Annotated in this window: 13 protein-coding genes; 8 read left to right on the top strand and 5 right to left on the bottom strand. The window is 28.1% G+C overall.

The window, feature by feature from the left end:
• Positions 1 to 49 precede the first annotated feature (49 nt).
• The 3 genes from QOZ93_RS09085 to QOZ93_RS09075 all read left to right on the top strand — a co-directional run bounded on the left by QOZ93_RS09085 (position 50) and on the right by QOZ93_RS09075 (position 2,988).
• Entirely contained in the window at positions 50 to 808 is a 759-nt protein-coding gene (locus QOZ93_RS09085) for a tRNA1(Val) (adenine(37)-N6)-methyltransferase (RefSeq protein ID WP_307355982.1), read from the top strand.
• The gene (gene rsmI / locus QOZ93_RS09080) at positions 801 to 1,640 is read left to right on the top strand and encodes a 16S rRNA (cytidine(1402)-2'-O)-methyltransferase (protein ID WP_307355981.1); all 840 of its coding nucleotides are present in this window, start codon (positions 801 to 803) and stop codon (positions 1,638 to 1,640) included. The genes QOZ93_RS09085 and rsmI overlap by 8 nt, the downstream gene beginning before the upstream one ends.
• Positions 1,641 to 1,776: 136 nt before the next feature.
• On the top strand, positions 1,777 to 2,988 hold the full coding sequence (locus QOZ93_RS09075; RefSeq protein ID WP_307355980.1) for a C40 family peptidase: 1,212 nt from the start codon (positions 1,777 to 1,779) through the stop codon (positions 2,986 to 2,988).
• A 177-nt stretch (positions 2,989 to 3,165) separates the two neighbouring features.
• Here QOZ93_RS09075 and QOZ93_RS09070 read toward each other — a convergent pair whose 3' ends face one another.
• Positions 3,166 to 3,411 carry an AbrB/MazE/SpoVT family DNA-binding domain-containing protein gene (locus QOZ93_RS09070; RefSeq protein WP_111940273.1) on the bottom strand — a complete coding sequence of 82 codons (246 nt, stop codon included), beginning with the start codon at positions 3,409 to 3,411 and terminating at the stop codon, positions 3,166 to 3,168.
• A 672-nt stretch (positions 3,412 to 4,083) separates the two neighbouring features.
• Between QOZ93_RS09070 and fsa the strand changes: the two genes are divergently transcribed.
• The 5 genes from fsa to argF all read left to right on the top strand — a co-directional run bounded on the left by fsa (position 4,084) and on the right by argF (position 10,136).
• Positions 4,084 to 4,728, top strand: a complete 645-nt coding sequence (gene fsa / locus QOZ93_RS09065; RefSeq protein ID WP_307355979.1) for a fructose-6-phosphate aldolase — start codon at positions 4,084 to 4,086, stop codon at positions 4,726 to 4,728.
• 617 nt (positions 4,729 to 5,345) lie between these two features.
• The gene (locus QOZ93_RS09060) at positions 5,346 to 5,933 is read left to right on the top strand and encodes a DUF1836 domain-containing protein (protein ID WP_307355978.1); all 588 of its coding nucleotides are present in this window, start codon (positions 5,346 to 5,348) and stop codon (positions 5,931 to 5,933) included.
• Positions 5,934 to 6,730: 797 nt separating this feature from the next.
• The gene (gene arcC / locus QOZ93_RS09055) at positions 6,731 to 7,675 is read left to right on the top strand and encodes a carbamate kinase (RefSeq protein ID WP_111940277.1); all 945 of its coding nucleotides are present in this window, start codon (positions 6,731 to 6,733) and stop codon (positions 7,673 to 7,675) included.
• Positions 7,676 to 7,799: 124 nt separating this feature from the next.
• Positions 7,800 to 9,008 (top strand): arginine deiminase, encoded by a 1,209-nt coding sequence (arcA, locus tag QOZ93_RS09050; protein WP_111940279.1) that lies wholly within the window; start codon positions 7,800 to 7,802, stop codon positions 9,006 to 9,008.
• Positions 9,009 to 9,137: 129 nt separating this feature from the next.
• Positions 9,138 to 10,136, top strand: a complete 999-nt coding sequence (gene argF, locus QOZ93_RS09045) for an ornithine carbamoyltransferase (protein WP_307355998.1) — start codon at positions 9,138 to 9,140, stop codon at positions 10,134 to 10,136.
• Positions 10,137 to 10,204: 68 nt separating this feature from the next.
• Here argF and QOZ93_RS09040 read toward each other — a convergent pair whose 3' ends face one another.
• The 4 genes from QOZ93_RS09040 to QOZ93_RS09025 form a co-directional block, all read right to left on the bottom strand.
• Entirely contained in the window at positions 10,205 to 11,401 is a 1,197-nt protein-coding gene (locus QOZ93_RS09040) for a cation:proton antiporter (RefSeq protein WP_111940283.1), read from the bottom strand.
• Positions 11,402 to 11,426: 25 nt separating this feature from the next.
• Positions 11,427 to 11,768 carry a P-II family nitrogen regulator gene (locus QOZ93_RS09035; protein ID WP_111940285.1) on the bottom strand — a complete coding sequence of 114 codons (342 nt, stop codon included), beginning with the start codon at positions 11,766 to 11,768 and terminating at the stop codon, positions 11,427 to 11,429.
• A 17-nt stretch (positions 11,769 to 11,785) separates the two neighbouring features.
• Entirely contained in the window at positions 11,786 to 12,286 is a 501-nt protein-coding gene (locus QOZ93_RS09030; RefSeq protein ID WP_307355977.1) for a hypothetical protein, read from the bottom strand.
• Between the two features lie 249 nt (positions 12,287 to 12,535).
• Positions 12,536 to 13,639, bottom strand: coding sequence for a M24 family metallopeptidase (locus tag QOZ93_RS09025; protein WP_307355976.1), 1,104 nt, complete (start codon positions 13,637 to 13,639; stop codon positions 12,536 to 12,538).
• Positions 13,640 to 13,720 lie beyond the last annotated feature (81 nt).

The following is a 13,720-nucleotide window of genomic DNA, read 5'->3' as shown; positions in this document are numbered from 1 at the left end:
AATATAAGATAAGATTGTTAAAAGAGAATACTTAATAGAGAGGATTACTATGGAATTTTTAAAAAATGATGAGACGTTAGATGATTTGCAATTAAAAGGTATAAAAGTAATTCAAAAAAAAGATGGATTTAGATTTGGAGTAGATGCTGTTTTACTAGCTAATTTTGCAAATGTGAAAAAAAATCATAATGTAGTAGATTTATGTTCGGGAACCGGAATTATTCCATTTATATTAGCTGGAAAAACAGAGTGTAGTAGTGTTACAGGAATTGAAATACAAGAAGATATGGTTGAAATGGCAAAAAGAACATCAAAATTAAATAATTTAGAAGAGAGAATAAAATTTGTTAATGAGGATCTTACAAATTTAAAGTATATAAAGTCTATGGGTAAGGTTGATGTAGTAACCGTTAATCCACCATATAAATTAAGAAATGCGGGTATAGTTAATCCAGAAGATAAAATGGCAATTGCCAGACATGAAATCTGTTGTAATTTAGAAGATGTTATAATCAGTGCCAAGACACTATTAAAAGATAGGGGAAGGTTCTACATGGTTCATAGACCAGAACGACTTGTAGATATATTAACTTTAATGAGACAACATAAGTTAGAACCAAAAAGAATTAGAATGATACATCCTAGTGCTAATAAAGCACCTAATATAGTTTTAATAGAAGGCCAAAGAGATGGTGGCAAGTTTTTTAAATGGGAAGATCCATTATATGTACATAATGAAGATGGAAGTTATACAAAGGAAATAGAAGAGATATATAATTCTCACAGAAAGGAGAAGCAAAATGGGTAAGTTATATTTAGTTCCAACACCAATAGGAAATTTAAAAGATATTACTTTAAGAGCTTTAGAGGTATTAAAAAATGTAGATATTATAGCAAGTGAGGATACAAGAGTAACATTAAAATTATTAAATCATTTTGATATTAAAAAATCATTGATTAGTTATCATAAACATAATGAACAAGGTAAAAGTGAAAATATTATAGAGTTATTAAAGCAAGGAAATGATATTGCTATAGTTACGGATGCTGGGACACCGGGAATATCAGATCCAGGAAGTGTTATAGTGTGTAAATGTATAGAAGAGGGAATAGGATTTGAAGTTCTTCCAGGGGCTACAGCAATAACTACTGCTTTAGTGTATTCTGGATTGGATACAACTTCATTTATTTTTAAAGGTTTTTTACCGAGAGAGAATAGAGATCGTAAAAAGGTTCTAGAAGATTTAAAGGATAGAAGGGAAACCTTAATATTTTATGAGGCTCCTCATAGAATAAAAAATACACTAAAGGGTATATATGATGTTTTAGGTAATAGAAAAGTTGCATTATGCAGAGAAATTACTAAATTGCATGAGGAAATATTAAGATATTCATTAGAAGATGTTATAGAATATTACAATGAGCATGATCCTAGGGGTGAATATGTTATGATTGTAAGTGGAAAAAGTGAAGAAGAAATAATAGAAGAAGAAAAAGCCAAATGGGATGAGCTAAGTATAGAAGAACATATAATGAAATATATTAATGAAGGAATTTCAAAAAAGGACGCGATAAAAATGGTAGCAAAAGAAAGAGGTATACCTAAAAGTGAAGTTTATAAATTTTCTATAGATATTTAAGGCAAAATATGAAAATATATACCAAAAAAAATAGAAATTTTTTTAAATTACTTCATAAAACTATGATTTTTTTTAATTAAATGGTATAATAAAAGCAGGTTTATATAATTTCAGTAATAAAATAGGAGGGATCAGGGTGCATAAAAAAGTTACATCACTTTTGGTAGCTGTTGCCATAGCGTCGTCTATAACTATACCAGTTTTTGCAACGCCAAGTAATGGCAGGGTGAATGAACAAAAAAATATAATTAATGAACAACAACAGAAAATTAATAAAAATAAAGAGGAAATGGAGAAAAACAGACCTCTATATGAAAAAGCAGAGGCTGAAGTTCAAAAGATCCAAAGTGAAATAGAAAAATTAGATAATAAAATTGGTGATATGCAATATAAGATTCAAAATGCCAATAAAAAGATAGATGAAACAAATGAAAATATTACAAAATCTCAATTAGAGTTAGATAAAGCAGAAGCCGATATGAAGGCAGAAAAGGATATTTTTTCTAAAAGAGCAAGAAGTCTTTATATGAATGGGACAGATAGTTATTTAGAAATAATATTTAACTCTAAAGGTTTACATGATTTTATATCAAGAATTGAAACATTAAGAGCAATTTCAAATCATGATAAAAAGATTGTTACAGAAATAAAACAAAAACAAGTAGAAATAACTGATAGAAAGAATAAGTTAGAGCAGGAAAAGAAGGAAACTTTAGCTTTAAAGGCTCAAATAGAGTCAGATTTAAAAGAAGTTGAAAAATCAAAATCAGTTCAAGATGGATTAATAAAAGAAGCTCAAGCTAAGAGAGATCAATATGCTAATACTATAGCAGGATTTAGAGAAAGAATTGAAGAAAGTGAAAGACAAATAAATTCTGCTAAAAATAACATAGAAAGAATAAGACAAGAGGCAGCTGCTGCATCTTCATCAAGTAATACTCCATCAAGAGGAAATAGCAGTGGAGGTAGTTCTATAAAGGTTCCATCATCAGGTATGGGAAATGCTGCCGTAGCCATTGCAAGCAGATATTTAGGTACTCCATATCTATGGGGCGGAACATCACCAGGTGGATTTGATTGTTCTGGTCTTGTTCAATATGCTTATGCTCAATTAGGAGTTAGTTTACCAAGAACAACATATGAACAAGTTAATAGAGGAACGGCGGTTTCAAGAGACCAATTAGAACCAGGAGATTTAGTATTCTTTGGTTCAGCAGGTTCACCACATCACGTTGGTATGTATGTTGGAGATGGATGTTATATTCATGCACCAAGAACTGGTGATGTTGTAAAGGTATCTTCACTTTCAAGCAGACGAGATTATTGTGGTGGAAGAAGAATTAGATAATAGACAAGCTTATTAAATTTAAAATAACTTTTTTATTTGGTTTAGGGAAAAGAGAAAAGGGTTAGAGGTTCCATGTATTCTTATAAGTTTACTTATTGAAAGGAGAATATATGGAACCTTTTTATAAAAAATAAAAAGCACACTTAATTTATGAGTGTGCTTTTTATTTTATTAAAATTATTTTTCAGTTTTTAAATCATTCAAACAATTTTGACAAATGTTTTTGCCTTTATAATTTAAAACATCTCTAGCATCTCCACAGAAGATACAAGCTGGTTCATATTTCTTTAATATAATTTGTTCACCATCTACATAAATTTCAAGAGCATCTTTTTCAGCTATATCTAAAGTTCTTCTTAATTCTATAGGAATAACTATTCTTCCTAATTCATCCACTCTTCTTACTACACCTGTTGATTTCATTTTAAAATATCCTCCTTTACGAATTCATAATAACAAAATTCGACTTAACATAATAATTTAATTATAAATTTGACATGTATTATCAATATATTTATTTGATTAATATTTGATTAAGTTACAAATAACATTCAAAATTCCATCTATAGTTAATATACTACCAAATAATACAAATGTCAATAATTATTTTTAAATATTGTTAAAATTGAATAATATCTGAAAGTATTGATTTATTTAGGTTTTCAGTACATTTTATAAGGCTTATTGAATTAAATATATAGAAAAAAATGTTAATTAATCTTTATCAATAATTGAACTTAATACCTGTTTAATGTCGAAAACAAGAAAAATTTAAATTTACAAAGAATAGAAATTGCTAATTTAATACATAATATAAAGATCATAAGTTGAGTATTAATAAAGTATATTAACAAAAATATTAAATATTATGTAATTAAACATAATATTTGTAAAAATACATTTAATTATATTTTTGACAGCTATAAAAAATAATATACATTTACATTTATAACAAATTTTAAAAGAATACATAATTAATTAAATAGTAGAATAATTATGCATTAAAATCGGCATATTAAAGGGAAAAATGCAATGGTATTAAAACGTAATACATGGTATATTAAATTATAGAGAAATTACTAGGAGGTTTTTATAATGAAAATATTTATAGATACAGCTAATGTAGAAGAAATTAAAAAAGCGGCAGCTTTAGGAATTTTAGATGGTGTAACAACAAATCCATCTTTAATTGCTAAAGAAGGAAGAGATCTAAAGGAAGTAATCGAAGAAATATGTTCAATTGTTGATGGACCTATATCAGCAGAGGTTATAAGTTTAGAAGCTGAAAAAATGGTTGAAGAGGCAAGAGAACTTGTAAAACTACATAAAAATATAGTAATAAAAATACCTATGTGTGAAGAGGGATTAAAAGCAGTAAGTATATTGGCTAAAGAGGGTATAAGAACTAATGTAACATTAATATTCTCAGCTCAACAAGCATTACTTGCAGCTAAGGCTGGAGCATCTTTTGTAAGTCCATTTGTAGGAAGATTAGATGATATCGGAAATGGTGGATTACAAATAATAGAAGATATAGCTATGATATTTGAAATGTATGCTATAGATACAGAAATAATTTCAGCAAGTATAAGAACACCTATGCATGTATTAGAAGTTGCTAAAGCGGGATCAAACATAGCAACTATACCATATAAAGTTATAATGCAAATGATAAAACATCCATTAACTGACATAGGAATACAAAAGTTTTTAGCAGATTACGAAAAATCAAATAAATAGTCTAATTATCCGTTGAAAACTAAATATTCACTTAAGTGAATAAAATTATATTATGAGTAATAGATTTCTTTTGTAGGAATAAAAATTAAATAATTCAAAAAAATAAACACATTATCCACAAGCAATTGTGGATAATGTGTATAATTATTTAAAAAATTCTAAAAATATTCTTCTGTAACTTAATAATTATAATGTTTATTGAACTTATTCACAAATTATAAAAAGATATCCACAAATATGTTAATAAGTTTAATAAAAATAATATGTTGAAATTTTAGATGCATAAAATAGTTATTTGTAAAATATTTGGAAAAAGGTGCTGAAATATAAAAAACATAAAATGGACTTTAATTTATGCTTTATAAATATTAAAGAAACTATTACAACAATAATAAAGTACATATAATATAATTTAAAATACTGTTAATTTTAACATTGATAACTTGTAATGTGGTTATACTTACCTTATAATTAAATTGAAATTATATATTTGGTTAAAATAATATTTGAATATAAACTTAGTTGAATATATTAAATATAATATATTCAACTAAATTTTAAGTAATATATGTTGCAATAAAAATAAAAGAGTTAAATTAATTAGGAAGGTGAAGTGCATGCCAAAGAAAATGTTCTCAATAGACGAAATAAACAATATGGCTAAAGAAATGTCAAAGAATAGTATAATTCCTTATGAAGATTTGCCACAGTACGATTTATTTTTATCACAGGTAATTGATTATTTAAATGATCATTTTGAGAAAGAAAATTATACTAATAATATTGTGCAAAACTATATAAAAAGTGAGGTTATCTCGAAGCCAGAAGATGGGAAAAAAAGAGGATATACAAAACTTCATTTAGCCCAATTAGCTTTATTAAGTTATATGAGACCAGTACTTACTACGGATGAAATTAGAAAAGTTTTCAGATTAGCTTTTAATGAAATAAATGACAGAAGTGATGACATAATTAGTTGGGAAAAAGCTTATGCTACTTTTTGTGATATTCAAGAGGAATGTTTTAATTATTTCTTATCTTCAGACTATTTTGATGAAACTAAAATAGATGATAGTATTAAGGAATTTAATTTACAAGAAAAGGATGAAGAAAGAATTAAAGTATTTTTAATAGTAATGACTTTGATTGCCCAGTCTAGTGTTATTAAAAAATTAGCACAAAAAATTATAGATAATTATGAATAAATTTATTTACGAGCAAAAATAATGATCAAACACAATTATGCATATAATCATAATAACAAAAATCTCTTATCTAACAAATTAATTTTTAAGATGTAAATATGTAAACCATTATATTTTAAAATTAATAGATAAGAGATTTTTTTATACGATTTTATAATTAAATATTATTAGTTTAGTAATTCTGTGAAATTAGACTAAAGAATGTATCAAAAATAAATAACATAATAATTATGTTTAAGTCTAAAAAGAAAAAAAGTGAATAAAAAGTTATACATAGATTAATAATATTATTGAATTATTTAGAACAAAACTTATTTGAAGGTTATTAGATTAATATAGTTGTAGTAATGTTAAATGTTAATTTAATTTTTGAACATGGATAAAGATCATCTAATAAAACTATATTGTAATGGTTGATTAGCTATACCAATAAAAGATTTTAGGATAAATAGTGTTAAAAAAATAAAATATTACTTGAATAACATAAAGTTACAGAAGCTATGTAAAACTTACATTTATTAAAACAATTTTACTAAAAACTACTAAGAAAAAAATTTTTAAAAAAATTTTTAAAAAAATTTTTATTTTATAAATATGCAGTAAGTAATTAGAAAATATATGAAAAAGTATAGTAAAAGCATGTTTTACATAAAATGTAATGAATATATTTACTATTTATTTTAGAATATAGGAATATATATGCAGTTAGACGACTTTGACAACATGTTGACAAGATTTTGATTAACATGTACTATGAAATCAGAAAAGCCAGTAAGCATTTTTAAGGAGGATTACAGATGAAAATAGTATTAGCCCTAGGTGGAAATGCACTTCAAGCAGATCCTAAAAATAAGACTGCAGAAGCTCAATTAAAAACTTGTAAAGAAACAGCTAAATCAGTTGTTGATTTAGTAGAAGCAGGCCATACTGTAACAGTAGTTCACGGAAATGGTCCTCAAGTAGGTCAAATAGTTGCTTCATTGGAAGCTGGACATAAACAAGATGAATCAAACGTTTTATTCCCATTTGATGTTTGTGGGTCATTCTCTCAAGGTTACATAGGATACCACTTACAAAATGCAATAAAAGAAGAATTAGCTAATAGAAATATAAATAAAAATGTTGGAACTGTTGTAACTCAAGTGGTTGTAGATGCTAATGATAACGGATTCCAAAATCCAACTAAGCCAATAGGTTCTTTCTTCACAGAAGAAGAAGCTAAAAAACTAGAGGCTGAACAAGGATATGTAATGAAAGAAGATGCAGGAAGAGGATATAGAAGAGTTGTTGCTTCTCCAAAACCAGTTGATATAGTAGAAAAAGACTTAATAAAAGAATTAGTTGATAACGGTAATGTTGTAATTGCTTGCGGTGGCGGTGGTATTCCAGTAGTTAAAGAAGAAAATGGATACAAAGGCGTTGCTGCTGTTATAGATAAAGACTTCGCAGCTGAAAAATTAGCTGAAATATTAGAAGCTGATGCATTATTCATTTTAACAGCTGTAGATAGAGTTTGTGTAAACTTTAACAAACCAAACCAAAAAGCATTAGAAACTATGAATTTAGCTGAAGTTGACCAATATATTGCAGAAGGACAATTTGCTCCAGGAAGCATGTTACCAAAGGTTGAAGCTTGCAAGAAGTTCGTTCAAAACGATAGAACTAAAACAGCTATAATAGCTTCATTAGAAAATGCTAGAGAAGCTTTAAAAGGCGCTTCAGGAACAAAAGTAATAGGATAATTAATTCTATATACAAGTACCGATAGCGTTTTATATAAAATACAAAACATAAAAATACAAAAATACAAAAACAAAAAATACAAAAACAAAGGGATAATTCCTAAGAAGAGGGGGGCACTTGAACATGACTACACAAAGACAAATCCATGTTTATTCAGAAATTGGAAATTTGAAAACAGTTATGCTTCATAGACCAGGTCATGAAATTGAAAATTTAGTACCAGAATATCTTGAAAGACTACTATTTGATGATATTCCATTCTTAAAAGTAGCTAGACAAGAACATGATAGATTTGCAGAAGTACTAAGAAACAATGGAGTTGAAGTACTTTACTTAGAAAAATTAGCTGCTGAATCTCTTACAACTAAAGAATTAAAGGAACAATTTATTAAAGAAGTTATAGCAGAGTGCAATATTACTGATGCTGCTATCATTAATGAATTAACTAAGTATTTCATGGCTATGCCAAATAAAGAAATGATAGATAAAATTATGGCTGGTGTAAGAAAGAAAGACATCGGAATTAGCGAATCTTATGGAGAATATCCATTCGTTATGGATCCAATGCCAAACTTATACTTCACTAGAGACCCATTTGCTTGTATGGGAAGTGGTGTAACATTAAACACAATGAGAACTGTTACAAGAAACAGAGAAACTATATTTGGTAAATATATATTTGAACATCATCCATCATTTGCAGAACATAAACCAAACATATACTTCCAAAGAGGTCAAAAGACTTCAGTAGAAGGTGGAGACGAGTTAATATTAAGCAAAGATGTATTAGCTATTGGTGCTAGTGAAAGAACTGATGCTGAGTCAGTTAAAGAAATAGCAAAAAATGTATTTGAAGCTGGTGAAAGTTTCAAAACTGTTCTTATAATCCATATTCCTAAATCAAGAGCATTCATGCACTTAGATACAGTATTTACAATGATTGATTATGATAAATTTACTGTACACCCAGGAATTGAAGGGTCATTAAAAGTTACTGCTTTAACTTATGATAAAGCTAAAAAAGAAGTTATTGCTAAAGAAGAAGAAGGATGCTTAGAAGCTATTTTATCTGAACATCTTGGAAGACAAATCACATTAATTAGATGTGGTGGTGGAGATACAATTATTGCTGGAAGAGAACAATGGAATGATGGTTCTAACACTCTTGCAATAGCTCCAGGAACTGTTGTAACTTATGAAAGAAACTATGTAACTAATGAGTTACTAGATAAATATAACATCAATGTACTTTCTATACCTTCAGCTGAGTTATCAAGAGGTAGAGGAGGCCCAAGATGTATGTCAATGCCTTTCTATAGAGAAGATCTATAATAATTGACAATAGAAGTAAATATTTGAAAATCAAAATATAAACTATTATAATATAAGTAGATGAATATCTTCATTTATAGGATATTCATCTACAAACTAATAAAACCTAATTTGAAAGGGGTCTTAATAATGTTTAACTTAAGAAACAGACATTTTCTAACTTTAATGGATTTCACTCCAAAGGAAATCAACTACTTCTTAGATTTAGCTAGAGATCTTAAAAGAGCAAAATATGCTGGAACAGAAACTCAAACATTAAAAGGAAAAAATGTAGCTTTAATATTTGAAAAAACTTCTACTAGAACAAGATGTGCTTTTGAAGTTGCTGCAATGGATCAAGGAGCTGGTGTTACATATCTTGGACCAACAGGAACACAAATAGGTAAAAAGGAATCAATGGCAGATACTGCAAGAGTACTTGGAAGAATGTACGATGGTATCGAATACAGAGGATTTGCTCAAGAAACAGTTGAAGAATTAGCTAAATATGCTGGTGTACCAGTATGGAACGGATTAACTGATGCTGATCACCCAACTCAAATATTAGCTGACTTTTTAACAATTCAAGAACATTTTGATAAACCATTAAGCCAAATTACTTTTGCTTATGTTGGTGATGGAAGAAACAACATGGCTAACGCTTTAATGATCGGTGCTTCTAAAATGGGAATGGACTTCAGAGTTGTATCTCCAAAAGAATTATTCACTGATGAAAAAGTTGTTAAGGAATGTAAAGAAGTTGCTGCTAAAACAGGAGCAAAAATTACAGTAACAGATAGCATAGACGAAGGAGTTAAAGGATGTGACGTTCTTTACACTGACGTTTGGGTATCTATGGGAGAACCAGATGAAGTTTGGGCTCAAAGAATAGCTTTATTAAAAGATTACCAAATCAATTCAGAAATGATGAAGAAAACTGGAAATCCAAAAGTTAAATTCATGCACTGTTTACCAGCATTCCATGATTTAAAAACAACTGTTGGTAAAGAAATTAAAGAAAAATTCGGTTTAGATGCTATGGAAGTTTCTGACGAAGTATTCGAAAGCGAAGCTTCAATTGCATTTGACGAAGCAGAAAACAGAATGCATACAATCAAGGCTGTAATGGTTGCTACATTAGGAGAATAATTTTAATATAATCTTTATCAAATTCCATAAAAAATGACTACCAATTGGTAGTCATTTTTATTTTATAATTATTTAGTTATTAATTCTTTTTTAGTTACTTTTATTTCCCCTGCCTTAGTTAATGCTATTTTTGTAAGTAATGGTCCTATAAGTTCATAAACTACTGTAGCAGCTAATATTATGGTTCGTATTTCTGAACCATATGGAGAAGGTATTATTTCTTCACCAATTAAGGCAAGTCCAATAGCAACACCAGCTTGTGGAACTAAAGTAAAACCTAAATATTTTTGAACAGGTTTAGGTGCTTTAGAAAGTTTAGCACCTAAACCAGCACCACATGCCTTTCCTAAGGCTCTAAGTATAATATAAGCAATTCCTACTACACCTATTCTCTCCAATATAGTTAAATCAAGATCAACACCAGCTAATGTAAAAAAACCAACAAAAACTGGAGGTGTAAATTTATCTATTACAGAAAATATTTTAGTAGAATTAGGTACAATATTGACAATAGTTGCTCCTATACTCATGCAACATAAAAGATCAGATAAGCCTAATTTGTTACAAATTCCAGTAGATAAAAATATGGTAGCCACGGTTAAAACTAAAAGTTTTTCTTCATTTTTTTGTTTCTTAGATATAAACGAAAAAATTATGCCTAATATAAATCCTATAACCAAGGATGCTATTATTTCTATAATAGGTTTTATTAATTCCCAAGCTATAGAACAATTTTTGTTACTTAAAAGAGTTGTCGCTATAGTAGTAGCAATACCAAAAATCATAATACAAACAGCATCATCCATTGCAACAACAGGTAATAAGGTATCTACTAAGGGGCCTTTTGCATTATATTGTTTAACAACCATTAATGTAGCTGCAGGAGCTGTAGCGGCTGCAATCGCTCCTAATACTAAGCTGAAGGCAACTGGTTGTTTGAAAATAAAAATCATAGATAAAGTTACAAATAAGGTAGCGGTAGAAGCCTCTAATATGGTTATTAAGATAACACCTTTTCCAATTTTTTTTATGTGATTTAAATCAAATTGGCTTCCAATGGTATAAGCTATGAAGCCTAGTGCCGCTTCAGAAATTATGCTTAAATTAACAGAGACATGTTTAGGAACTAATCCTAAGAGGCTAGGTCCAATTAGTACTCCCGCTATTAAATAGCCTGTAACTTCTGGTAGCTTAATATAACTAACTATTTTACCCATAAGCATACCAGAGAGTAAAATAATACTTACATAGAATAAAGAATTCAATTTAGTCCCTCTTTCCTTTAAATAGTTACTGTCTAATTCCCTCTACAAAGTTGACTGGAATAGAGAATAGAATTCCAGCATCTGGCTTTGATAAATCTCCAACTACATTTTTAATTGCTTCTATTGCAATTTCAACTTCGTCATCCTTTAATACAGTAAAGATAGTTTTATTAAAAGGTCTTTGATTATTTAAAATCATTTTAAGAGAACCGAAGATTGGTATGGAATCATTCCTAGAGCCATATAAAACTCTACCCATTCCAGTACTATCTATTACTGTGGCACCTTTAATGTCTTGTTTTGTAAGTTCTGCTAAGACATCTTCTAAAAGATCTATATTATTTAAAACAAAAATAAGCATTTGCATATTAAATCACCTCCTTTTTAAGAAAGTTGTATATTATATTTAGAAGAAATTTTATTTAGTGATTTTTGAAACCGTTCTAAGTTTCTTTGAGCATCATTCAAATTTTTTCTACCTTCTTTTAATTTATTTGAATTTTTTTCTTCTAAAGATTCCTTAAAGTTAATAAAAGAAAGTAATATTTTAGTACAGTAGTCTATATAAATTTTATGCAATTCTTGAATTTCATCATTAGTAGGAATAATTTTTTTGACTTTTTCCAGATAAGATGTGTAATTTGGTATAATTAATTTTTTTAGAATAATTAGTGCACTTTTATCATTAGTATAATTTTCTCCAGTAACACTATTATAATCATCAAAAATCTTTGATTCTTCTAATCTAAGATTTTTAATTTCTTTAGAATAGATAATTAAATTTTCTTTTTTTGCTTTAATTTCTTTAGAAGATGAACAACCACCAAATAAAAATATACAAATAACTAAAAAACATAGTAATAAGCATAAATTTTTTTTATACACTTTTTACCTCTTAAATATTGCTTTGTAATATTATAATAACACAGGACATTTATAATAACTAGGAAACTTCAAAAATAATTTGAATAATTAGAAATTTTACTATATATTACACAATGTGAAACACATCAATAGTTGTATGTTAATAAAAAATATATAATTATAGATTTAAGGTATATTAAAAGTAAAATAGCTGCATCAAAAATAAAAAAATTTTTAAAAACAGCTATTTTTAGGTATATATAATTAAATTTATTTAATTATAATTATATCTCTTGAAAAATTATTTAATATTTCAGGATTTCCATCTTTATCTATGACAACTATATCTTCTATTCTCATGCCGAATTCTCCAGGGATATATATACCTGGTTCTATACTAAATGCCATACCCGGTTCTAGTACCATTTCATTATTTTCTTTAATATAAGGAGCTTCGTGAACACTATATCCTATACCATGGCCAGTTCTATTTAGGAAATGTTGACCATGACCAGATTCTTTGATAATATCTCTAGCTACTTTATCTACTGAACCACAAGTAACTCCTGCCTTAGCATAATGCTCAGCATCCCAATGAGCTTTTTTAACTATGGCATAAGCTTCTTTTTGGGCATCTGTAATATCTCCTACGAAGAATGTTCTAGAGGTATCAGAACAATAACCTTTATATTTACATCCAAGATCAGCAATTATAATATCTTGTTCTTCAATGACTCTTGAATCGCCAGTATAGTGAGGCATTGAACTATTTGGACCAGAAGAGATAATTGGTTCAAAAGAAATACCATCTGCACCTAATTCCTTAAATACACTGAAAACTTTATTTTTTATATCTCTTTCTGTTATACCAGGTCTAATAAATTTAGATAATTCCTCCATAACCTTATCTGCCATTTTACCTGCAATTCTCATTTTTTCTATGTCTTCTTCGCTTTTTACAATTCTAAATTGTTCTAAAACGCTATGAGCGTTAAAGAATTTACAGTCAAATTTTTCAGCTATATCAAGCATGTTAATAGCTCTTATAGTGCAATTTACACCTATGTTTTTACCTGTTAATCCATAATCCTTAAGTCCTTGTACAACACTATCAACAAAGCCGTTTCCATCGCTCCAAATATAATATTTTGCATCATTACCTAGTTTAAGAGAAACTTCTTCATAAGTTAATTCAGGAGTAACGTAAAAATATCTACCATCTTGTAGTAGGAAAAGTGCTTGGAATCTTTCATCTGGAGCAGGTGTATAATGTAGAAGGTATTCAAGGTCATCAGATGGACCTATGATTATTGCATCAAGGTTGTTTTTTTTCATTAGTGAATAAAGATTATCGATATATGCTGCTTTAAACATATAAATCACCCCTATGTTATATTTTTAAATGAAATTCTCATAATACAAGTGAAAATTATAAGAATATTTAAACTAATTTTA

The organism is Hathewaya limosa (genome assembly GCF_030815255.1).
GTDB lineage: Bacteria > Bacillota > Clostridia > Clostridiales > Clostridiaceae > Hathewaya > Hathewaya limosa.
Note: the sequence above shows the minus strand (reverse complement) of the source record. Positions and strands in the feature narration are given on the sequence as shown.